Source organism: Bacillus paralicheniformis (assembly GCF_001042485.2).
Taxonomy (GTDB): Bacteria; Bacillota; Bacilli; order Bacillales; family Bacillaceae; genus Bacillus; species Bacillus paralicheniformis.
This window is the reverse complement of sequence record NZ_LBMN02000035.1, coordinates 313,801-336,777: the sequence shown is the minus strand read 5'-3', so window position 1 is coordinate 336,777 and position 22,977 is coordinate 313,801. Positions and strand designations below refer to the sequence as shown.

Here is a 22,977-nt window from a genome sequence, read left to right as displayed (position 1 = left end):
AAAGGACAGATGAAAGATGATACATTGCGATTTCGACAAGTCTCCGTTTATCGTCATTTGGGAGCTGACAAGAGCGTGCGAGCTCAAGTGCCTTCATTGCCGGGCATCGGCTCAAAATAAACGCGATCCGCGGGAGCTCACCCTGAAAGAAGGAAAAGATTTAATCGATCAAATTCATGCGATGGACAATCCCCTCCTCGTGCTGACAGGGGGTGACCCTTTAATGAGAGACGACGTATTCGCCATTATTGAGTATGCCGTCCAAAAAGGGGTTCGCGTCTCTATGACCCCGAGTGCCACGCCGAATGTTACAAGAGAAGCGATTCAATCAGCAAAAGAAATCGGCTTATCCCGATGGGCGTTCAGCTTGGACGGGCCAACCCGAGAGATTCATGATCATTTTCGAGGAACGGACGGTTCCTTTGACCTGACCATGAAGGCCATACGCTACATTCATGAATGCCATCTGCCTCTGCAGATTAATACCGTTATATCCGCTTATAACATCGATTACCTGGATGAAATGGCAAAGCTGATCGAAGAATTGAACTGTGTATTATGGAGTGTATTTTTTCTCGTCCCGACAGGCCGCGCGAAGCGGGAAGATATGATTTCGCCGGTGGACCATGAAAAAGTCTTTCTTTGGCTCAGCCGTTTGGCAAAAGAAGCGCCTTTTGACATCAAAACGACAGCAGCCCAGCACTACCGACGGGTCGTTATTCAACAAAAAATGCGGGAAGCGAAAGACCCCAACATGAAAATCCGCTATGAACACGCATTGCAGAAAGGGAAAATGGATGCGATCGGCGGATTGGGCCGGGCTCCGAAAGGTGTGAACGATGGCAACGGCTTTATGTTTATCTCCCATATCGGCGATGTATATCCAAGCGGACTCCTGCCGTTTAAAGCCGGAAACATCCGCGAACAGCCGCTGGCTGAGATTTATCGCGAATCACCGATCTTTAAGAATTTGCGAAATCCGGACGGATTTAAAGGAAAATGCGGCGTCTGTGAATTCCGCCATGTGTGCGGCGGTTCGCGCTCACGTGCCTATGCTCTGACAGGCGATTATCTGGAAAGCGACCCGAGCTGTATTTATATTCCGAAGGCTTTGCGCTGAAAAATGTGATGTACGTCACATTTTTTTCAGCATACTTGTATTACGGTATAGATGAGAATGATCATCACTATCAAAGGATGTGATCCCTCTGCATAAAAAAATTGATTTGAACGATTCCGTATACGAACTTTGCACATTGCATCCTGAACTAAAAGCCGTGATGAAGGAAGCCGGGTTTAAAAACATAACGAAGCCCGGCATGCTGGAAACAGCCGGGCGTATCGTGACGATTCCGAAAGGCGCGCGAATGATGCAAATCGAATGGCCGCATGTCTTAGACATATTGAAAGCGCACGGATTTGACCCCGTTTGGAAAGGAGAAAAACGATGAGCGAAATGATTAACAACCGGGAAACGCAGCAAGGTCTGCCAGAGGAAAAAAAGCAGCTTCTGAAAGAAATCATCATCGACCTTCATAAAGGAAAACCGCTTGCCGACGTCAAAAAACGGTTTGAAAAGACGTTCGGTTCAGTCAATGCTGAAGAAATCGCTCAGCTGGAACAGGCGTTAATGAAGGAAGAAGGCATTACCCCCGAAGAAATTCAAGAGCTTTGTTCCGTTCACGCCGCTGTGTTTAAAGGATCGATTGAAGACATTCACCGCGCTGACGCCGATAAGCAGCCAGGCCATCCCGTTCATACTTTTATGAAAGAAAATAAAGAAATCGACCTCCTTTTGAACTTTAAAATGCAGCTTCATTTGGAACGTTTTGAAAAAGAAGATCACCGCGACAACATTCTCAAGCTGCTCACAGACTTGAACTTGCTCGCCGATGTCGACAAACATTACAGCAGAAAAGAAAATCTTCTCTTCCCCTATTTAGAAAAGTACGGAATTACTGGGCCCAGCCAAGTGATGTGGGCTGTCGATGATTTTATCCGCAAGAGCATCAAAGAAGTGAAGCGTTTGTTGGAAGAGTATACGCCGGACAAAAAAGATGAAGTCATCCGCGAGCTAACGTTTATCATTCAAGAAGGCACGGAAATGATTTATAAAGAAGAAAATATCCTCTTGCCGATGGCGCTCAGAACGCTGACAGAAGACGAATGGCTGAAAATCGCGGCTGAAAGCGACGAGATCGGATATTGCCTGACTGCTCCGGAAACGGTGTGGAAGCCTGAACGCCATCAGCTCAAAACAACAGAAGAAGCGGCTGACGGATATGTCAGGCTCCCTACGGGTATTCTGTCCGTGGCCCAGCTTGAGCACATGATGAACCATCTTCCGGTCGATATCACCTTCATCGATGAAAACGATGTGGTCCGCTATTTTTCACACGGAAAGGAACGGATTTTCGCAAGGACAAAAGCCGTAATCGGCCGGACCGTCCAAAACTGCCATCCGCCGGCAAGCGTCCACATCGTCAACAAACTTCTTGACGACTTTAAATCAGGCAAAAAAGACGTTGAAGACTTTTGGATCAAATTTAAAGACAAATACGTGTTCATCCGCTATTTTGCCGTACGCGATGAAAACGGCCGCTATATCGGAACTTTGGAATTCACCCAGAACATCGCCCCGATTCAAGAGATTACCGGGGAAAAGAGAATTTTGAACACGAGCGATTGACCCATTCGACAGCCCGCTTCCATGCAGGCTGTTTTTTTGTCCTCCCTCTCCCCCTCCTGAAAATGTGACAAATTTGTGAAAACCCGAAACCATGTGACAAATTTAACAAGGTCCAGCGCCTCCTCCATATATAGTGAGGGTAGCATCACTGACTCAGAAGGAGTGAACCAGCAATGAAAAAAAAGAAACAGAGTCCCATTTTCAGGAGATTAAATTATTTCTCTCCTATTGAACGCCATTCCAATCAACACAGCCAAACCACTTATGAAGACCGGAATTGGGAAGATGTATACAGAAATAGATGGCAGCATGATAAAGTGGTTCGCTCTACCCACGGGGTGAACTGTACAGGCTCCTGCAGCTGGAATATCTACGTCAAAAACGGAATCGTCACATGGGAAGGGCAGCGACTCGATTACCCTTCGACTGGCCCTGATATGCCGGACTTTGAACCGCGCGGCTGTCCGAGAGGAGCGAGCTTTTCCTGGTATATATACAGCCCGCTCCGCGTGAAATATCCGTATGTACGCGGTGTGCTGATCCAGATGTGGCGCGAGGCGCTAAACAGCAGCAAAAATCCGCTGGAAGCATGGAAATCAATTATCGAAAACCCTGAAAAAGCAAAGGCCTATAAACAGGCGCGCGGAAAAGGCGGATTTGTCCGCGCCGAATGGAGCGAAGTCCTGAAGCTGATTTCGGCTTCCCTTCTGTACACCATTGCCAAATACGGTCCTGACCGAAATGTCGGCTTCTCGCCGATTCCAGCCATGTCGATGCTCAGCCACGCAGCAGGGTCACGCTTTATGTCCCTGATCGGCGGGCCGATGCTGAGCTTCTATGACTGGTATGCCGACCTCCCTCCTGCTTCACCGCAAATTTGGGGAGATCAAACCGACGTTCCGGAAAGCAGCGACTGGTACAATTCAGGCTACATCATGACATGGGGTTCTAATGTGCCGCTTACCAGAACGCCTGACGCTCACTTTTTAGCCGAAGCCCGCTATAAAGGGGCAAAAGTGATTTCGATCAGCCCGGACTTTGCCGAGTCCTCAAAGTTTTCCGATGATTGGCTGAGCATCAGACAAGGCACGGACGGCGCACTGGCCATGGCGATGGGCCACGTCATTCTCCAAGACTTTTATGTCAACCAGAAAACGGAGCGTTTTATTGATTATGCAAAACAATATACCGATTTCCCGTTTTTGGTGACTTTGAAAGAGGAAAACGGAACGTTCACAGCAGGCCGCTTCCTCCATGCTAAAGATATCGGGCGTGCGACAGAACATGATGAGTGGAAGCCTGCCGTTTGGGATGAAGACACAGATGGATTTGCGATTCCGCAGGGCACGATGGGCTCCCGCTGGGACGGCCAAGGAAAATGGAATCTGCGCATGGTTGATGAGGATTCAGAAAAACCGATCACACCTCGGCTTTCCATGCTTGGACACGAAGATATGATCGGCACGGTCAACATTCCTTACTTCTCACATGACGGCAATAAAGTGCTTGAAAGACCGCTTCCGATCAAAAAAATGATTCTGGACGGAGAGGAAGTTTTTGTTTCTACCGTTTTCGACCTGACGCTCGCCAACTATGGCGTCAACCGCGGAATTGACGGGCAGACGCCGGCATCATTTGATGATCCTGAACCGTTTACACCGGCTTGGCAAGAGCCGATTACCGGCATTAAAAGTGAAATGGTGATCAAAATCGCAAGGGAATTCGCGCAAAATGCGATTGACACAGAGGGCCGTTCAATGATCATTGTCGGCGCCGGGATTAACCATTGGTTCAATTCAGACACCATTTACAGAGCTGTGCTGAACCTTGTGCTTCTCGTCGGAGCTCAAGGGGTTAACGGAGGCGGCTGGGCCCACTATGTCGGCCAGGAAAAACTCCGGCCGGCCGAAGGATGGCAGACGATCGCGACGGCAAAAGACTGGGGAGGCCCTGCCAAACTGCAAAACGGAACATCATTTTTCTACTTCGCTACCGATCAGTGGCGCTATGAAGATCAGGAAATCAGTGGGCTTGCTTCCCCTATCGCAAAAACATCGCGCTACAAGCACCACGCCGATTACAATGTGCTGGCGGCAAGACTCGGATGGCTTCCATCGTATCCGACGTTTGAGAAAAACGGTATCGATCTGTATAAAGAAGCAGAAAAAGCAGGCGCTGAGAACGCTCAGCAAGTCGGAAGCTATATCGCCAGACAGCTTGAGGAGAAAAATCTCAAGTTTTCGATTGAAGATCCTGACAATGAAAAGAACTTCCCGAGAAATCTATTTGTCTGGAGAGCCAACTTAATCTCGAGCTCCGGCAAAGGTCATGAATATTTTCTGAAGCACTTGCTCGGCACGACTAACGGACTGATGAACGATGATCAGGACAGCATCCGTCCCGAAGAAATCACATGGCGTGACAAAGCGCCTGAAGGCAAACTCGACTTACTGGTCAATCTCGATTTCCGGATGGCGGGAACAGCCCTTTATTCAGACATCGTGCTCCCTGCGGCCACATGGTACGAAAAACACGATCTCAGCAGCACGGATATGCATCCGTTCATCCACCCGTTTAACCCGGCAATCAGCGCGCCGTGGGAAGCAAAGTCTGATTGGGATATTTTCAAAGCATTGGCAAAAGCGGTTTCCAATCTGGCTGAAGAAATGGACATGGAACCTGTAAAAGAGGCTGTTGCGACTCCTCTTCTCCATGACACTCCACAGGAAATGGCGCAGCCGCTCGGGAAAATCAAAGATTGGAGCAAAGGCGACTGCCCTGCCGTTCCCGGCAAAACAATGCCGCAAATTCATGTTGTGGAACGGGATTACAAGCAGATTTTCAATAAGATGACATCGCTTGGGCCGAATGTTGTCAAACAGCCGTTTGGTACGAAAGGTATGAACTGGTCTGTTGAAGCGGAATATGATTCCCTCAAAAAAACGCTCGGCGTCGTAAAAGACGACACGATCGCCAAAGGCTGTCCTGACATCAGTGATGCAAGACAGGCTGCGGAAGCGGTATTGACCCTCTCTTCCACTTCAAACGGGAAAGTAGCCGTTAAAGCGTGGGAATCGCTTGAAAAAATAACGAATCTTGAGTTGAAAGACTTAGCTGAAGAACGGGAAGAGGAATGCTTTACATTTGAGCAAATTTCGGCTCAGCCGAAAACGGTGATCACCTCCCCTGCTTTCAGCGGTTCTGAAAAAGGCGGACGGCGCTATTCTCCGTTTACAACGAACGTTGAAAAACTGATTCCGTGGAGAACGCTGACCGGCAGACAGTCTTTTTACCTTGATCATGAAATGATGACGGAATTCGGCGAGAACATGGCGACATTCAAGCCGATCCTGATCCACCGCCCTTTCTTGAACAAGCGTCCGGATCAGGAAGGAAAAGAAATCGTTTTAAACTATTTAACGCCGCATAATAAATGGTCGGTTCACAGCATGTATTTTGATTCCCTGCCGATGCTTACCCTTTTCAGAGGCGGGCCGACAGTCTGGATGAATAAAGACGATGCGGAAGAAACCGACATTCAGGACAACGACTGGATCGAATGCTTCAACCGAAACGGAGTCGTCGTCGCACGGGCCGTGACATCACACCGGATTCCAAAAGGAATGGCCTTTATGCACCATGCCCAAGACCGGCATATCAATGTACCGGGAACAAAGCTGACGAATAACCGCGGTGGAACCCATAACAGTCCGACCCGCATCCATGTCAAGCCGACGCAGATGATCGGAGGCTACGGCCAGCTCAGCTACGGATTCAACTACTACGGGCCGACAGGAAATCAGCGCGACCTCAATGTCGTGATCAGAAAATTGAAGGAGGTCGATTGGCTTGAAGATTAAAGCTCAAATCGGAATGGTAATGAACCTTGATAAATGCATCGGCTGCCATACATGCAGCGTCACATGCAAAAACACATGGACAAACCGTTCCGGTGCAGAATATATGTACTTCAACAACGTCGAAACAAAACCGGGCATCGGCTACCCTAAACAATGGGAGGACCAGGATAAATACAGAGGCGGCTGGGAGCTGAAAAAAGGCAAACTTCAGCTCAAATCAGGCGCCAAAACAACGCGGCTCATGAATTTATTCTACAACCCGTACCAGCCGACGATCGATGACTACTATGAACCTTGGAACTATGATTATGAAACGCTGACAAACAGTCCGGAGAAAAAACACCAGCCTGTTGCAAGGCCGAAGTCTTCCATTACGGGAGACTTCATGAACCTTGAATGGGGTCCGAACTGGGAAGACGATCTTGCCGGCGGCCACATTACAGGCCTTCAAGATCCAAACGTCAAAAAAATGGAAGAATCGATCAAGACTGAATTTGAAGACGTCTTTATGATGTATCTGCCAAGGATATGCGAACACTGCATCAATCCTTCCTGCGTCTCCTCCTGTCCGTCGGGAGCGATGTACAAACGCGAAGAAGACGGGATCGTTCTCGTCGATCAAAATGCGTGCCGCTCATGGAGACACTGTGTATCATCATGCCCTTATAAAAAAGTGTATTTCAACTGGCAGACGAACAAGGCGGAAAAATGCACATTGTGCTTCCCTCGTCTTGAAGCAGGACTGCCGACAATCTGCTCTGAGACATGTGTCGGCCGAATCCGCTATCTCGGAGTCATGCTTTATGATGCAGATAAAGTCGAAGAAGCGGCTTCAGCCGAAAATGAAAAAGATCTATATCACTCCCAGCTGGAAATTTTCCTTGATCCGAATGATCCCGCTGTCGCAGAAGAAGCAAAAGCTCAAGGCATTCCGCTGGAGTGGATCGAAGCAGCGCAAAAATCTCCGATCTACAAAATGATCATCGATTGGAAAATCGCTCTGCCGCTGCATCCTGAATACCGGACATTGCCGATGGTATGGTATATTCCGCCGCTCAGTCCGATTATGAATATGTTTGAAGGAAAAGGAACGGCCCAATCAGCTGAAGATATCTTCCCTGCCATTGATGAAATGCGGATTCCGATCGAATATTTGGCCAATTTGCTGACTGCCGGTGATACACACCATATAAGAACGACATTAAAGAAAATGTCTGTGATGCGTATGTACATGCGAGCGACTCAAACAAACAAACAGATCGATTCAGCTCTGATTCAAGATACCGGATTGACTGAAGAGCAGATTGAAGATATGTACCGTCTGCTTGCGATCGCCAAATACGATGACCGCTTTGTCATTCCGCAAACCCATCGCGAAGAAGTCGCGGATCTGTACATGGAACAAGGAAGCTGCGGATTATCGTTTGCCGGAGGACCCGGCTCTTGCCAAAACATATAACACTGGAGGGAAGCTTCATGAATGGAACAGACAAACAAACCGTTTTTGCCGCTCTTTCTCACCTCCTCTCCTACCCTGATGAAGAGTGGAGAAAAGAACGTTCCGAATGGCAGCAGATCATCGGCGAAATCGAACATGAAGCGCTGAAAGGGCATCTGCTTGCCTTTTTGGAAAGCGCGGCTTCCTATTCGTCTGAGGAATTGATCGAAACGTACGTATATACGTTTGATTTCGGCAAAAAAACGAACCTTTATGTCACCTATTTCAACTCCGGTGAACAAAGGGAGCGCGGAATTGAATTGCTGCAGCTGAAAGATCTGTATCAGCAGTCCGGTTTTCAGCCGACAGACAAAGAGCTGCCGGATTATCTGCCGCTCATGCTTGAATTTGCTGCAGTCGCCGATCATGAAAAAGCTGCGGCTGTATTCCAAAAATACGCAGCGAACCTGGAAGAATTAAGATTGCAGCTTTCAGAGAATGAAAGCATCTATACGCCGTTATTAGACGGATTAATGATGATTTTAGAGGAAATTGGTGTTGAAAGGAATGTACAGCCATGATCGAACAAATACTGTGGGTCATCCTCCCCTATATCGTCATCACCATTTTTATCGGAGGGCATATATACCGCTATCAACATGATCAGTTTGGCTGGACGGCCAAATCAAGCGAAATGCTCGAAAAGAAAAAATTGGCGCTTGGCAGCAGCCTTTTTCACTGGGGAATCTTTTTTGTCATCGGCGGGCATGTGATGGGAATTTTAATTCCGGAAAGCCTTTATCAAGCGCTCGGCGTATCAGAGCATATGTACCATAAAATCGCGATCGGTTTCGGACTGCCAGCGGGCATCGCCGCGCTGTCAGGACTTATCATATTGACCTACCGCAGATTCACGGACAAACGAATTCGAAAAACGAGCTCTGCCGGTGATTTCATCACGCTGGTCGCTTTGTTATTCGTCATGACGACTGGGCTTGCGGCAACCTTCTTGAACATCGATTCAAAAGGATTCGACTATCGGACAACAATCAGCCCGTGGTTTCGCAACATTTTCTTATTCAAGCCTGATGCCGGACTTATGGCGAGCGTGCCCCTCTGGTTTAAGCTTCATATTATGATGGGCTACGTCATTTTCATCGTCTGGCCGTTTACTCGGCTCGTCCACGTATTCAGCATGCCGCTAAAATATTTGACAAGAAGCTATGTTGTTTACCGAAAACGGGCGCCCCGCAAAAGCATTTAAACATTTTCCCTAAAGCCAAAACGGCTTTAGGGATTTTTTTCTCTATAGGCAAGCTACCCTTATTCCCTATCAATCATACGATAAAGCAAACCATCAGAAAGGAGCGTTTTTATTGTATCCATACGATCCTTCACTATATGATCCGTATCGCCAGCAATTTCCACCGGGGCCGCCTCCAGGAGTTGGAGGACAGCAGCAACAGCAGTTTCTCCCCCCGCCGCCGAGCCAATTTCCGCAAGACACCGGCCCTTCGGTATTTGCCGTTGATCCCGGCGGAATCAGAAGATGCCTGTTCAAATATACATTCATCCGCTTAAGAAACGGCAGCCGCTTTTGGTTCTACCCGGTTTTCGTCGGACGTTATTCGATTGCGGGCTACCGCTGGAGACCGCGTCAATTCCGCTGGGTTTACTTCGGTATTGACTTGAACGAGATTACCTCATTCAGCTGTCAGTAAAAAAACAAGAAAAAGGCGCCCCAAGGACGCCTTTTTTCATATTGTTTATTTCGATTGCAATGTTTCCTTCTCGTCTTCCCAAGCCTCTGTGTTTTTCAGACCTGGAATCGAGCTTGCCTTAAAGACAGGGTTCTTCCCTGTTTTACGCTGATCAGTATAGTCTTTCAGCACTTTCGCGGCAATTCCGGAAAGAAGCAGAATCGCAATCAGGTTAATGATCGCCATTAATCCCATAAATAAATCCGCCATGTCCCACACAAGCTGAAAACCGGATACAGATCCGAAGATGACCATTGCGACAACAGCTGTACGGTAAACGGCAAGCGTCGTCTTGCTCTTTTTAATAAATTCAATATTCGTCTCACCATAATAGTAGTTTCCGACGATTGAGCTGAAAGCGAACAGGAAAATCGCCACTGCGACAAACGCAGGCGCCCAGCTTCCGACATGATGCTGCATGGCTGCTTGTGTAATTTGAATGCCGTCAAGCTCTTTGCCCGGCGTCAGATTGAACAGCAGAATCATAAAGGCTGTCGCACTGCAGATAACCATCGTATCAAAGAATACGCCAAGCGTTTGGATAAAACCTTGCTTCGCCGGGTGAGAGACATTGGCAGTCGCCGCTGCGTTCGGCGCGCTTCCCATTCCGGCTTCGTTTGAAAACAAGCCGCGCTTCGCACCGATAATAATGATGCTGCCGAGCGTACCCCCTGCAATCTGCTCGATCCCGAAAGCATCTTTCACAATCATCGCGAAAACGGCCGGTATTTGAGAAATATTCGTCAGCACGACAAATAAAGCAAGTCCAAGATAAATGACCGCCATAACCGGAACGATCAACTGCGAAACTGTCACAACGCGTTTCAAACCGCCGAAAATGATAAATCCGGTCAATACCGCCAAAACAATTCCGACCGTTGTTTTATCAAGGTTGAAAGCCCCTTCCATCGAACCGACGATCGTATTGGCTTGCACCGCATTAAAGATCAATCCGAATGTAATCGTAATCAAAACGGCAAAGATAATGCCCATCCATCTGGCGCCCAGCGCTTTTTCCATATAATAAGCTGGGCCCCCTCTGAAATGATCGCCGTCTTTGACCTTGTACACTTGAGCCAGCGTACTCTCCACAAAGCTGGAAGCCATACCGACAAGCGCGACAACCCACATCCAAAAGACCGCTCCAGGTCCTCCTGTTGCAACAGCAAGCGCGACACCGGTCAGGTTACCCGTGCCGACACGCGAAGCGGCGGAAATAAAGAAAGCCTGCAAAGACGAGACGCCTTTTCCTTTCTCCTCCTTTTGTCCGACGATACGAAACATCTCGAAGAAATAGCGGAATTGAACGAATTTCAATTTAAAAGTAAAGAACAGGCCTATTCCTATTAATATATAGACTAAATAAGTCCAAATAAAACGGCTCGGGACATTGATGATTTCGCTTAAAATTTCTTCCATAGCACCCTCCTGAAACAAACGAATTTTGTTTTGATGTTAAGTTTTCTAACATGATAGGATTATATCATAATAATGACACAAGAAAAACTAGATAGAATTTTCTGTTTTTTAAACATAAAGGCTGTTAACATCATGATTACTTTAGTCCCAATGCTCATTATAGCAGAGTATTATCTTTATTCATATATAAAAATGCGCTTTCATTCCAAATACGTTGCGAAAAATCTCATATTGTCAATAAATATTTGCCAACTGTCACAAAATAATCATCTTTTCTTATAACATAAAATATGCTAAGATGATGAGATACTAAGGGGATGAGATCAAATGAAAAAGACATTGTTTCTGCAACTGTCCATATTCTTTTTAGTCATTGCGAGCCTTCATTCGTTCTCAATGCCCCAGATGCCGGCAAATCACCATACGCAAAAAGCCGCTGTTTCAGGAGACGAACTCCATGAACTGACAGCCGGCAAATATGGTGAAGAAAAGGCGAAATCATTGTGGAATTCACTCGGCTTCGGAGCTGAATCTATCCTTCTCTTCATCTTAGCTGCGGCTTCCGGCCAGGCGTTCATGATGAACAGGCGGAAAGAGCATCTGAAGGCATTTATGCTCGCGGTGTTCTATCACTCTTCTTATTTCGATAAAGCGCATGTTTTAAAACCATAACCATACGAAAAAAAACGGGAGGTTTTAACATGTTATTTATCATAAGAACGGTGATTATTGGACTATTTTCATTAGCAGCAATCAATTTGTTTGTTTTTCAAGGAATTGAATTCATGCACGCGATTACCGACCTTTTCAATCGCCAGGACAGCTGAATTTGAAGCGATTTGAAAAAGCTAGACAATAAAATTCATGAAACAGTTTGATTGGCATGAGTCCGGCACTGCACGGATTCATGCCTTTTCATTTGGTCTTCCTTCGTCTTGTGATTGCAGTAAAAGCGGAACAATCCTATTATACTTAAATAAAGCTTTTCCATCTTCTTCAAAAACAATTAAATTTTTTCGAAAAATTTTAAACATTTTTTCAACAACTGCCGGGATTTTATTTCAAATCTACAAATATAAGATATAATGTTTCTGTACCAATTAAATACCAATTACTTATAGAAAGAAGATGTTCATATGAGTAAAGTATCTGGAAAAATTGCTTTTGTTACTGGCGGAGGCCAAGGAATTGGCGAAGCAATCTGCAAACGCTTGGCGGAGGATGGGTTCGCTGTTGCAGTTGCCGATTATAATGTAGAAACTGCAACACAAGTTGCTGAGGACATTAACCAGCATAACGGTAAGGCAATTGCAGTTAAAGTGGATGTTGCTGATCGGGATGATGTTTTTAAAGCAGTCGATGAAACGGTTAAACGCCTCGGCGGTCTTGATGTGGTGATCAATAATGCAGGTCTTGGACCAACCACACCTATTGAAAGCATTACATATGAAGATTATCGGAAAATCTATGATGTTAACGTCGGCGGTACTTATTGGGGAATTCAAGCAGCTGTAAAAGCCTTTAAAGAACTTGGACACGGCGGGAAAATCATTAATGCTTCTTCTCAAGCCGGTCAAGTCGGTAACCCGGGCTTGGCAGTTTACGGCGGAACAAAGTTCGCTGTTCGTGGGATTACGCAAACGGCGGCAAAAGATCTAGCTGAATTAGGCATTACGGTTAACGCCTTTTGTCCGGGTATCGTAAAAACGCCTATGATGATGGGGATTGCACAGCAAACCGCTGATGAAGCAGGCAAGCCATTTGAATGGGGAATGGAACAATTCGCTAAAAATATTGCATTAAAACGCTTATCAGAGCCGGAAGATGTAGCAGCATGCGTTTCTTATCTTGCAGGGCCGGATTCAGATTATATGACCGGCCAGTCTCTTATCATTGATGGCGGAATGGTATTTAATTAATTTTAAAATCATATTCAATATGGAGGGCGGAGTTTTCCGCCTCCATATTGAAATAACAAGCTAGAGCTGATATGTCACGGTTCGTCCAATCACGCCCCGTTTAAAAATTTGGACCAAAGAGCGTCTTCCCTTTTGAAACCCCCTGTTTCAAAATGAACTAGTGCGAAGATTTCCCCTGCGATAAGCGGCACCCAAGATAGCTCCTTTCGATTCCCCACTCCAAGCCTCATAGGTTTATTTGCGCGCTTTTTCCGCCAATTTGTTTATTTCCTCCATTTTTTTCGATTTCCTCTAAACTGCGACCTCGAGTTTCAGGGACGCGTGTCCGGATAAATACAACTCCAAGTAAACAAATAACACCGAAGATTGCAAACACAGCTTCTTGAGACATCGAAGCGGTCATAATAGGAAATAGCAATCCAACCAAGAAAGAGCCGATCCAGTTAAATGATGAAGCTATTCCAGACGCGCGCCCGCGAATGACCAGAGGGAAAATTTCTCCAACGATGACCCAAGTTAAAGGAGCCCACGTGAATGAATAAAGTGCTACATAGATACTTAAAAAGACAACCATCATCATCGGATTTGCATTAGGAATTAATATATTCAATATTGCCGGCAAAATAAAGGACAGCCCCATAACGGTTCCGCCTACTGTTAATAAAGTACGGCGATTAAATTTATCAGCGATCATGATGAATAGCAATGAACCTAGCACGAGAATAACACCTTGAATAATCGGCCACATCAACGCTGAACTTGCCGCATTCCCTGTTGCTTTTTCTACAATCAAAGGAATGTAATAAAAAATTGCGTTAGCACCCTGGAATTGTTGAAAAGCGGCAACACCCACACCAGCAATTAATAAAAAACGATATTTATTACTTAAGAGTGTAGCCCATGATGCTTTTTGATTTGCCTTTGTTTCCTCTCTGGCAGTTTCTTGTATTTGTGCTATTTCAGAATCAATCTCTCCTTTGTTAGAGCGAATATAGCTCAACACCTTGCGTGCTTCATCAAGTTTATTGTTCTTGATTAAAAAACGAGGTGATTCAGGTAACTTTAACATTCCAACATATAAGATCACAGCAGGTACGGCAGCCAAACCAAGCATCAACCGCCACGCCATTGTTTCCGGCAAATCTTTCAATAGAAAATCAACAATGTAAGAAAGCAACATTCCAGAACAAATCATGGTTTGATTAATTCCTGACAGCCGTCCGCGTAAACGTGCAGGCGCCATTTCCGACATATAGGCCGGGACCAATGCAGAGGCAGCACCAACGGCCAATCCTAATAAAACCCGAGAAACAATTAAAAACAGTACCCCATTATGAGGTGCTATTCCTGACAAAATGGATCCAACAACAAAAATGACAGCGGAAATTAAAATCATTTTGCGACGTCCCAAACGATCAGAAAGTTGTCCGGCCAGGGCGCCTCCAAAAATAGCGCCTAACATGACCGAAGAAGTAATCCAGCCAATAACCCCGGCGTTGTCTTGAAGGTTCCAATCGTGTTGCAGAAAAGGCAAAGCACCCGTCATAACGCCGATATCATAACCGAAAAGAATGCCGGCAAAAGCCCCGAAAAAATAAATGAAGCCACTTGAGATTTTCTTTTCATTAACCATTTAAGTTCCCTCCTCAAGGTTGAAATTATATTGTGTAATCCAGCCACCAAAATTATCGATGGCTTTTTCAGAAATCATTAAAGTGTTTCCAAACTGCAAATACATGCTAGGATATTGGTGAGATTTCTCACTAAACCTCATGGTTTTATTCGCCTATTATTAAACGCTTTCAATTTTTCCGGAACATAACGATAACGCTTACAAAATCATGAATATTTTGATATCTGATATCCCTATTTTTCACCTCCAAGGAAGCAGAGCCTCCTCGGAGGTTAGAGGCATTACTTAATCACTACATATTCCAGGTCAACCAGCTTTGCATAAGTGATCATTTGGTCTGTTGTTAAATTCAATGAAACAACTGTATGGTGACCGCCGCCGTTTTCAAGCCACGCTTTCACTCCATCCTGAAAGTTAGGCTTCACTTCCCAAAGCACCCGTGCCACCGGAAGGTTTGGTGCCGGAACAGTTGGTTCAAATGCAGAAACTTCGTTAATCAACAGTTTGTAATGCGTACCAAAGTCTGCCATCGAAACAACCACACCATCTCCTGCTTTTCCGTCGAACACTAAGCGTGCCGGGTCTTCACGATCACCAATACCTAATGGAGATACGATAATTTTCGGTTTGTTGCTTGCTAAAGATGGGTCAACTTCAAGCATATGTGATTGAAGGATTGATTCTTGACCGGCAGCTAATTCATATGTGTAATCTTCCATAAAGCCGGTTGATTGGTTACGGCTCATCACTTTGAGTAAACGATCGAGCGCTGCAGTTTTCCAATCTCCTTCACCAGCAAAGCCATATCCTTGGGCCATCAAACGTTGGACGGCAAGACCCGGAAGTTGTTTCATCCCATATAAATCTTCAAAGTTAGTTGTGAAGGCATTATAACCACCATCATCCAGGAAACGTTTAATGGCGATTTCATAGCTTGCTTGTACTTTTACGCTCTTCTCCCAATCTTCCTGACTGTAAGTACCATAATCAAATTCATAAAGGTCTGCATATTCAGCAAACAATCGATTAATTTCTTCATCTGTAACCGCATTCACGTATTGAACAAGATCACCAATGCCAAAGTAATCAACTGTCCAGCCAAATTGAATTTGTGCTTCAACCTTATCCCCTTCAGTAACAGCAACGTTACGCATGTTGTCACCAAATCGGGCGACCTTGATGTTGAAGCTTTCGTTATAAGCAACCGCTACGTCCATCCATTCCGCAATTTGCTGTTGCACTTCAGGGCGTTCCCAATAACCTACGACAACTTTATTTTGTTTTTGCAAACGGGCATTGATAAAACCATATTCACGGTCCCCATGAGCAGATTGGTTTAGGTTCATAAAGTCCATGTCAATCGTTGTCCACGGAATACTTTCATTAAATTGTGTCGCTAAATGAAGTAACGGTTTTTGTAATAATTTTGTTCCGCGAATCCACATTTTTGCAGGTGAAAAAGTATGCATCCAAGTGATAACACCGGCAACTTCGTCACGATAGTTCACTTCTTTCATGATGCTTGTGATTTTATCTGCACTAACAGCTAAATCTTGCAATACAAGCGGGTATGGCAATACAGCGCTTTCATTTAATGCATCAGTCACGGCTTGCGCGTGCGCTCTGACTTCTTCAAGCGCTTCTTCCCCATAAAGATGTTGTGAACCTACGACAAACCAGAATTCTTTTTTTCCTTGTGTTAACATCATAACCCTCTTTTCTTAAATGAATAGTTTGATAGAATTGACTTTACTTTTGACCATAATAAGCATTTTTACCGTGTTTTCGTAAATAATGTTTATCTAAAATACGTTGTGGTAATTCTTTTGCAAAATGATTTAATTCTCGGGTAAATAAATTCATTTTCGCGACTTCATCCAACACCACACTATTCAATACTGCTGATTTTACATCTTTGCCCCAAGTAAATGGACCATGACCATGAAGTAAGACACCGGGAACAGCTAAAATATCTAACCCGCGCTCTTCAAATGTTTCGATAATGACATTACCTGTTTCTACTTCGTAACCTCGATCAACCTCCTCTTGTGTCAAGTATCGGGCACATGGCACGGAACCATAGAATGTGTCTGCATGAGTGGTCCCCATCGCCGGAACATCAAGGCCTGCTTGAGCCCAGATTGTCGCCCAAGTTGAATGAGTGTGTACAATTCCTCCAATTTCAGGGTAATGCTTATAAAGTACCGCGTGAGTCGCTGTATCTGATGAAGGTCTCAGCTCTCCTTCAACAATATTGCCATCTAAATCAACAACCACCATATCACTAGCTTTCATTGTTTCATAATCAACACCACTAGGTTTGATAACGAATAAACCAGTTTCACGGTCAATGGCACTTGCATTTCCCCATGTGTATTTCACAAGTCCGTATTTAGGCAAGTCCAAATTTGCTTGTAACACTTCTTCTTTCAGTTGTTCTAGCACGTCAACCCCTCCACTTTCCACTCATTAAATCAAATGATCCACAGCGGCCTGCTCAATCATTAAACCTTTTTTGTACCGTTCGATAAATGCTTCAAATCCTTCAACATCTAATTGATCAGGGTAAATTTCTTGCCCGGCATCCTCTTCAAAGACTTTTTTGTCGAGGAAATCTTCTAAGCTTTCTTGTTGATCTTTGTTCATCATGTAAGAAGCAAGAATAGCCATTCCCCACGCACCGCCCTCTCCGGCAGTTGCCATAACTGATACTGGCGTATTCATTGCAGCTGCAACAATTTTTTGTCCGACAAGAGGGGTTTTGAATAAACCGCCGTGAGCTAAAATGCTATCAATATCAATATTTTCCTCTTTGGTCAAAATATCCATTCCGATTTTCAAAGCTGCAAAAGCTGCAAAAAGGTGTGTCCGCATGAAGTTTGCTAAATCGAAACGACTCTCTGGTGAGCGGACAAATAACGGCCGGCCTTTTTCTAGTCCTGTAATATTTTCACCAGAGAAATAACCGTAGCTTAGTAAGCCACCGCCGTCTGAGTCAGCCTCCAATGCTTTATTCAACACCACTTCGAATAATTTATTCATTTCAACCTTTTGTCCCATTGCCTCAAAAAATTCACGAAACAACCCTAGCCAAGCATTTAAATCGCTTGAGCAGTTATTCGCATGAACCATTCCAACCGGACTGCCGTTTGGCGTTGTTACCAAATCAATTTCTGGATATACTTTCGAAAGTTTTTTCTCTAATACAATCATGGCAAAAACTGAAGTTCCTACTGAGATGTTTCCAGTGCGTTTCCTCACACTATTCGTAGCAACCATTCCTGTTCCAGCATCGCCTTCCGGCGGACAAACCGGGATACCTGGCTGTAAATTTTTTGATTGATCCAGAATTTTCGCGCCAATTTCGGTTAATTCGCCTGCTTGCTCGCCTGAAATATAAACTTCAGGAAGAATATCCTTTATACTCCAAGGATAGCCTTTGTTCGAAATCAGTTCATCAAACTGCTTGAGCATCGATTCATTGTAATTTTGCGTTGATTCATCAATTGGGAACATGCCCGAAGCATCTCCAACGCCAATTGCTTTATTACCAGTCAGCAACCAGTGAATGTACCCAGCTAAAGTGGTGATATAATCAATGCGAGGCAAATGTTTCTCTTCATTTAATATCGCTTGATATAAATGAGCAATACTCCACCGTTCAGGGATATTGAATTGAAATTGATCAGTTAATTCTTTTGCTGCAGCACCGGTTGTTGAGTTACGCCAAGTTCGAAACGGAACAAGCAGCTCCCCTGTGTTGTCAAAAGCCATATATCCATGCATCATTGCAGAAAAACCAATAGAACCGATTTTGCGAATGGTGATGCCATAATTTCGTTCAACATCATTCTTCATTTCACTATAAGCTGTTTGCAACCCAGTGATAATATCTACTAAGTTGTACGTCCAAAATCCATCTTCCAAGCGGTTTTCCCACTCATAACTTCCAGATGCGATTGTTTCAAAACTGCTATCAATCAACACTGCTTTAATACGTGTGGATCCGAATTCAATTCCAAGCGATGTTTCTCCCTCAGTTATCGCCTGCTTGATGTTTACTTGATTCGCTTTCACGTTATCCCCCCTCTGATAGCGATTTCAATATTATTCGAAAGAAGGCATTCCCCTTTTCGCTTAACTTAATTACAGACTTAGTATATTTTTTGTACGTACATTTGTCAATCGATAATATAATATGTTCATATAAATATCACAACGATATTTATATTCTTTTTCTCTTCATGCTTATAATAAAAAGTATTTGTATAACATGAAATTTAAAGAAAAAAATTAGAATTACTTATTCATTTTCACGAAAATAAGGTGAAATCTTTTCATTCATTGAAAGCCATGATAAAATATGTCCACACAAATCATTCAATTAAAAAAATTAGAATGCGAACAACTATGAAAGAAGTGAGTGAAATGAAACCAAAGTATAAGGTCATCATTAATGATATAAAAAGTAAAATCCTTTCAGGAGTTTACAGGGTAGGAGAACAAATTCCTACTGAATCCGCCATACAAGAAGAATACAAAGTCAGCCGGCACACTGTTCGAAAGGCGATTTTAGAGCTGGCGAACGAGGGGTTTTTAAGAAGTGAAAAAGGGTCTGGCACTTATGTAAGTAATCAGTATCAATCAAAACCTGGAGGGAATTCCAATAATAAAATAATCGGTGTAATTACGACCTACATTTCAGATTACATTTTCCCCTCAATTATTCGCGGAATTGAAGGGAGATTGAATGAGGCTAATTATTCGTTACTATTAGCTAGTACAAATAATGATGTCGAACAAGAAAAAAAAGCTTTGGAAATGATGTTGTCATTTGGCGTCGATGGTTTAATTGTTGAACCTACGAAAAGTAATCTATACAATCCGAATATTGCTTACTATTTATCGTTTAAGGAACAGGATATTCCTTTCATCATGATCAATGCTTATTATGAAGAATTAGATGTTCCTTTTCTTTGTCTCGATGATGTGCAGTCCAGCTATCTCGCAACAAAAGAATTAATATCAAAAGGACATACACAAATTGGTCTCATTTCAAAAATGGATGATTTACAAGGAAAGTATCGAATGAAGGGGTATATAAAAGCGCTTGGTGAAGCCAAATTACGATTTCAACCAGAGCATGTGCTTTCGTACAATACAGAGACGAAGCTGGAACTATACACAAACCTGAAGAAGTTTCTAAATGAAAAGAGAGACGTGTTGACTGCAATTGTTTGCTATAACGACGAAGTAGGGTTGGAAGTAGCAAATGTATGCAGACAACTTAATATTTCTGTCCCGGACAAATTGTCAATTATTGGACAGGACAATTCGTATATTGCCAAAAATGCGAATATCAAACTAACAACATTGACACATCCTCAAGAACAAATGGGACACGATGCAGCTGATTGGGTCATCAAGAAATTGCAAGGAAAGAAAGACTTACCAAACGAAACCTACTATCAGCCTGTGTTAATTGAAGGTGAAACCGTAAAAGAGTTAGATGTACAATAATCTTGGTGTGATCAAGGAAAACCCAGTCCATGTGCACTAAAGGCGTGAACGCGGACTGGGTTGTTTTACTCTGTTATTAATTAAGCAGCAGAGAATTTTCATGTATTTGACGCTTACTCCAAAAAGAAAGCGAAAATCTCACCGATACGGGAAAAAGCTTGTATCACAAGAAAGTAGCCTAGCATTTAAAAATGAACCTGTGTAAAGTTTATCTGGCATGCTCTTTTTCTGCAGCATTCTTCGTTGTCTTGCAGAATGGCTCTATTCTTGATAGGCATGTGGTGATATCCCTAGAATTGGGCGCAGGTCGATTTCACTCCCGTTCATGTTTGCTGATCCATACATCCGTTACTTCCCCTGCCTCATCTTCGTCGATGATGAAAGAACCGTTGCTGTACCGGTCATGAAGCTTGATATCTTTGACAAGCATCTCCTCTGTGATGCCTTTTTCGGTTTGAAGCGTGATTTGAGCATGATATGAGCATGCGAGCAGCCCGGTGATGCGGTGAGGTTTTTTCTTCAATTCCCTCAGCATGAGAACCCCTCGTTTCGCCCGTGACGTTTTTTCAAATTCGGTGCGGTTCATCCGCTTAATAGATCCGCGCTGGGTCACGAGCACAAGCACATCCGATTCTTCTAAAACCTGCCCGCTGGCGACAAAGTCGCCGTCTTTCAAATTGACGCCTTTGACACCGGCCGCCCTTGCGCCGACGACGCTGACCTCATCTTCTGAGAACCACAGACCGTAGCCGGAATGTGTCGCGATAAACAAATCTTTCGTTCCGTCCGTTACATGAACATCAACCACTTCATCGTCGCCTTTTAAGTTAAGAGCGACCAATGCTTTTGAATAGCGCTGTGCTTTATACTGCATCAGCTGAGTTCTTTTCGCCATTCCGTTTTTCGTAAAGAACAGCAGGTATTCAGATTCGGTAAACTCTCTGACAGGGATCGCCTTGACGATGGATTCATCGCTGTCGATCGATATGATATTCGTGATGTGCTGACCCAAGTCTTTCCATCTGATATCAGGAAGCTGGTGAACCGGACAATACACATAGCTTCCTTTATTTGTAAATAAGAGCAGTACGTCTGTCGTATTCATTTCCAGCTGACAGAGCAGACGGTCGGTATCTTTCATGCCGAAGTCCTGGCCGTTTGATGCAGCAAAAGACCGCTGGCTCGTTCGTTTAATATAACCGTCTTTCGTCACGGTCACATAAACGTCTTCAGACGCCACCATCACTTCAAGATTGATTTTGATTTCTTCAATTTTCTCCTCGATGACAGAGCGCCTTTGACCGGCATAGGTTTTTTTCACCTTTTTCAAGCTGTCTTTGATCACTTTCAAGAGTTTCTTGTCATTGGAAAGGATCTCTTCCAGCTCTTTGATCTTCTGGTCGAGTTCTTTTGCTTCTTCCTGGAGAGCCGTAATATCTGTGTTTGTCAGCCTGTACAGCTGCAATGAAACGATCGCTTCAGCCTGCGGCTCTGTAAATGCGAACTTTTCGATCAGATTGTTTTTGGCATCGCGCTTGTCATTGGAGGAGCGGATCGTCGCAATGACTTCATCCAAAATGGACAGTGCTTTCATCAATCCTTCTACGATATGATGCCTTTCCTTCGCTTTTTTCAGCTCATACTGAGAACGGTTGGTGATGACTTCTTTTTGGTGGCCGATATAAGCGTCCAAAATTGATGTGAGATTCATCAACATCGGTCTTCTGTTATGAATAGCCACCATGTTAAAGTTGTACGGAATCTGCAAATCCGAGTTTTTGTACAAGAAATTTAAAATACCTTGTGCATCCGCTTCTTTTTTCAGCTCAATCACGATTCTGAGTCCTGTCCGGTCGGTCTCGTCACGGACTTCGGAAATCCCTTCGACCTTCCGTTCAATCCTGAATTCGTCCATTTTTTTCACTAAATTCGCTTTGTTGACTTCAAACGGAATTTCAGTAATGACAATTTGCTGGCGGCCGCCTCTGATGGTTTCGATCTCGGCTTTGCCCCTGATGATGATTTTACCTTTTCCGGTTTCATAGGCTTTTTTTATGCCTTCTTTACCCTGAATGATTCCTCCGGTCGGAAAGTCCGGTCCTTTTACGAGCTCCATGAGGTCATCCACACTGCAGTTCGGCGAGTCAATCCGCCTTATCACGGCATCGATCACTTCCCCGAGATGATGCGGCGGAATGTCAGTCGCATACCCGGCGGAAATCCCTGTCGATCCGTTGACAAGCAGGTTCGGGAACATCGCCGGAAGGACGACGGGCTCCTTGCTTGTATCATCAAAGTTTGGCACAAACTCGACCGTTTCTTTGTCAATATCTCGCAAAAGCTCTGAAGCGATCGCTGCGAGCCTTGCTTCTGTATAACGCATCGCAGCCGGCGGATCACCGTCGATGCTTCCGTTGTTACCGTGCATTTCAACCAGCACGTTGCGAACCTTCCAGTCCTGGCTCATCCGCACCATCGCTTCGTAGACCGAACTGTCTCCATGAGGATGATAGTTCCCGATTACATTACCGACCGTTTTTGCGGCCTTGCGGAAATTCTTATCGTGCGTGTTCCCTTCCGCATGCATGGCGTATAGGATTCTTCTTTGAACAGGCTTCAGGCCGTCCCTGGCGTCAGGGAGCGCCCGATCCTGAATAATATATTTGCTGTATCGGCCGAAACGGTCGCCGATCACGTCTTCCAATGGTAAATCATGATAAATCTCTGGCTGTGCCATTT

The 22,977-nt window shown here is 44.5% G+C and carries 18 protein-coding genes; 12 read left to right on the top strand and 6 right to left on the bottom strand.

The annotated features are described in order from the left end of the window. The first annotated feature begins 16 nt into the window (after positions 1–16). The 8 genes from ACH97_RS18540 to ACH97_RS18505 all read left to right on the top strand — a co-directional run bounded on the left by ACH97_RS18540 (position 17) and on the right by ACH97_RS18505 (position 9,708). A complete protein-coding gene (locus ACH97_RS18540) occupies positions 17–1,120 on the top strand; it encodes a TIGR04053 family radical SAM/SPASM domain-containing protein (RefSeq protein WP_020451633.1) in 1,104 nt (367 codons plus the stop codon). A gap of 106 nt (positions 1,121–1,226) precedes the next feature. Beyond that, a complete protein-coding gene (locus ACH97_RS18535) occupies positions 1,227–1,451 on the top strand; it encodes a DUF1858 domain-containing protein (protein ID WP_229030011.1) in 225 nt (74 codons plus the stop codon). Further along, positions 1,448–2,689 (top strand): DUF438 domain-containing protein, encoded by a 1,242-nt coding sequence (locus ACH97_RS18530; protein WP_020451631.1) that lies wholly within the window; start codon positions 1,448–1,450, stop codon positions 2,687–2,689. Before ACH97_RS18535 ends, ACH97_RS18530 begins: the two co-directional genes overlap by 4 nt. 173 nt (positions 2,690–2,862) lie before the next feature. Then, positions 2,863–6,549 carry a nitrate reductase subunit alpha gene (locus ACH97_RS18525; RefSeq protein ID WP_020451630.1) on the top strand — a complete coding sequence of 1,229 codons (3,687 nt, stop codon included), beginning with the start codon at positions 2,863–2,865 and terminating at the stop codon, positions 6,547–6,549. Then, complete coding sequence (gene narH, locus ACH97_RS18520; RefSeq protein WP_020451629.1) at positions 6,539–8,008, top strand: nitrate reductase subunit beta; 1,470 nt, start codon at positions 6,539–6,541, stop codon at positions 8,006–8,008. The genes ACH97_RS18525 and narH overlap by 11 nt, the downstream gene beginning before the upstream one ends. A 17-nt stretch (positions 8,009–8,025) precedes the next feature. Then, positions 8,026–8,568 (top strand): nitrate reductase molybdenum cofactor assembly chaperone, encoded by a 543-nt coding sequence (gene narJ / locus ACH97_RS18515; RefSeq protein WP_020451628.1) that lies wholly within the window; start codon positions 8,026–8,028, stop codon positions 8,566–8,568. Continuing rightward, entirely contained in the window at positions 8,565–9,251 is a 687-nt protein-coding gene (gene narI, locus ACH97_RS18510; protein WP_020451627.1) for a respiratory nitrate reductase subunit gamma, read from the top strand. Before narJ ends, narI begins: the two co-directional genes overlap by 4 nt. Before the next feature lie 112 nt (positions 9,252–9,363). Then, positions 9,364–9,708 carry a hypothetical protein gene (locus ACH97_RS18505; protein WP_020451626.1) on the top strand — a complete coding sequence of 115 codons (345 nt, stop codon included), beginning with the start codon at positions 9,364–9,366 and terminating at the stop codon, positions 9,706–9,708. Between the two features lie 45 nt (positions 9,709–9,753). Here ACH97_RS18505 and ACH97_RS18500 read toward each other — a convergent pair whose 3' ends face one another. Then, entirely contained in the window at positions 9,754–11,166 is a 1,413-nt protein-coding gene (locus ACH97_RS18500; protein WP_020451625.1) for an alanine/glycine:cation symporter family protein, read from the bottom strand. Between the two features lie 327 nt (positions 11,167–11,493). Here ACH97_RS18500 and ACH97_RS18495 point away from each other — a divergent pair, with 327 nt between their 5' ends. The 3 genes from ACH97_RS18495 (at position 11,494) to ACH97_RS18490 (ending at position 13,085) form a co-directional block, all read left to right on the top strand. Continuing rightward, the gene (locus ACH97_RS18495) at positions 11,494–11,838 is read left to right on the top strand and encodes a hypothetical protein (RefSeq protein WP_020451623.1); all 345 of its coding nucleotides are present in this window, start codon (positions 11,494–11,496) and stop codon (positions 11,836–11,838) included. A gap of 29 nt (positions 11,839–11,867) precedes the next feature. Further along, on the top strand, positions 11,868–11,993 hold the full coding sequence (locus ACH97_RS24285) for a hypothetical protein (RefSeq protein WP_020451622.1): 126 nt from the start codon (positions 11,868–11,870) through the stop codon (positions 11,991–11,993). Between the two features lie 309 nt (positions 11,994–12,302). Further along, positions 12,303–13,085, top strand: coding sequence for a (S)-acetoin forming diacetyl reductase (locus ACH97_RS18490; RefSeq protein WP_020451621.1), 783 nt, complete (start codon positions 12,303–12,305; stop codon positions 13,083–13,085). A 226-nt stretch (positions 13,086–13,311) separates the two neighbouring features. On the opposite strand, the gene ACH97_RS18485 is transcribed toward ACH97_RS18490, so the two are convergent. The 4 genes from ACH97_RS18485 to ACH97_RS18470 form a co-directional block, all read right to left on the bottom strand. Next, positions 13,312–14,718: a sugar porter family MFS transporter gene (locus tag ACH97_RS18485; protein WP_020451620.1), complete on the bottom strand. Its 1,407-nt coding sequence runs from the start codon at positions 14,716–14,718 to the stop codon at positions 13,312–13,314. Between the two features lie 281 nt (positions 14,719–14,999). Continuing rightward, positions 15,000–16,424: an L-arabinose isomerase gene (gene araA, locus ACH97_RS18480; RefSeq protein WP_020451619.1), complete on the bottom strand. Its 1,425-nt coding sequence runs from the start codon at positions 16,422–16,424 to the stop codon at positions 15,000–15,002. Positions 16,425–16,467: 43 nt separating this feature from the next. After that, positions 16,468–17,163, bottom strand: a complete 696-nt coding sequence (locus tag ACH97_RS18475; protein WP_020451618.1) for an L-ribulose-5-phosphate 4-epimerase — start codon at positions 17,161–17,163, stop codon at positions 16,468–16,470. Positions 17,164–17,187: 24 nt separating this feature from the next. Continuing rightward, a complete protein-coding gene (locus tag ACH97_RS18470; protein WP_020451617.1) occupies positions 17,188–18,795 on the bottom strand; it encodes a xylulokinase in 1,608 nt (535 codons plus the stop codon). A gap of 351 nt (positions 18,796–19,146) precedes the next feature. Here ACH97_RS18470 and ACH97_RS18465 point away from each other — a divergent pair, with 351 nt between their 5' ends. Continuing rightward, positions 19,147–20,238 carry a GntR family transcriptional regulator gene (locus ACH97_RS18465; protein ID WP_020451616.1) on the top strand — a complete coding sequence of 364 codons (1,092 nt, stop codon included), beginning with the start codon at positions 19,147–19,149 and terminating at the stop codon, positions 20,236–20,238. Positions 20,239–20,551: 313 nt separating this feature from the next. Here the strand turns inward: ACH97_RS18465 and parC are convergent, their stop codons facing one another. Beyond that, positions 20,552–22,975, bottom strand: a complete 2,424-nt coding sequence (parC, locus tag ACH97_RS18460; RefSeq protein WP_020451615.1) for a DNA topoisomerase IV subunit A — start codon at positions 22,973–22,975, stop codon at positions 20,552–20,554. Between the last annotated feature and the right edge of the window lie 2 nt (positions 22,976–22,977).

What these genes read in the sequence shown, in the direction of transcription:
- ACH97_RS18540 (WP_020451633.1), top strand. Translation starts at nt 17, where the DNA reads ATGATACATTGCGATTTCGACAAGTCTCCGTTTATCGTCATTTGGGAG.
- ACH97_RS18530 (WP_020451631.1), top strand. Translation starts at nt 1,448, where the DNA reads ATGAGCGAAATGATTAACAACCGGGAAACGCAGCAAGGTCTGCCAGAG.
- ACH97_RS18525 (WP_020451630.1), top strand. Translation starts at nt 2,863, where the DNA reads ATGAAAAAAAAGAAACAGAGTCCCATTTTCAGGAGATTAAATTATTTC.
- narJ (WP_020451628.1), top strand. Translation starts at nt 8,026, where the DNA reads ATGAATGGAACAGACAAACAAACCGTTTTTGCCGCTCTTTCTCACCTC.
- narI (WP_020451627.1), top strand. Translation starts at nt 8,565, where the DNA reads ATGATCGAACAAATACTGTGGGTCATCCTCCCCTATATCGTCATCACC.
- ACH97_RS18500 (WP_020451625.1), bottom strand. Translation starts at nt 11,166, where the DNA reads ATGGAAGAAATTTTAAGCGAAATCATCAATGTCCCGAGCCGTTTTATT.
- ACH97_RS18495 (WP_020451623.1), top strand. Translation starts at nt 11,494, where the DNA reads ATGAAAAAGACATTGTTTCTGCAACTGTCCATATTCTTTTTAGTCATT.
- ACH97_RS24285 (WP_020451622.1), top strand. Translation starts at nt 11,868, where the DNA reads ATGTTATTTATCATAAGAACGGTGATTATTGGACTATTTTCATTAGCA.
- ACH97_RS18490 (WP_020451621.1), top strand. Translation starts at nt 12,303, where the DNA reads ATGAGTAAAGTATCTGGAAAAATTGCTTTTGTTACTGGCGGAGGCCAA.
- ACH97_RS18485 (WP_020451620.1), bottom strand. Translation starts at nt 14,718, where the DNA reads ATGGTTAATGAAAAGAAAATCTCAAGTGGCTTCATTTATTTTTTCGGG.
- araA (WP_020451619.1), bottom strand. Translation starts at nt 16,424, where the DNA reads ATGTTAACACAAGGAAAAAAAGAATTCTGGTTTGTCGTAGGTTCACAA.
- ACH97_RS18465 (WP_020451616.1), top strand. Translation starts at nt 19,147, where the DNA reads ATGAAACCAAAGTATAAGGTCATCATTAATGATATAAAAAGTAAAATC.
- parC (WP_020451615.1), bottom strand. Translation starts at nt 22,975, where the DNA reads ATGGCACAGCCAGAGATTTATCATGATTTACCATTGGAAGACGTGATC.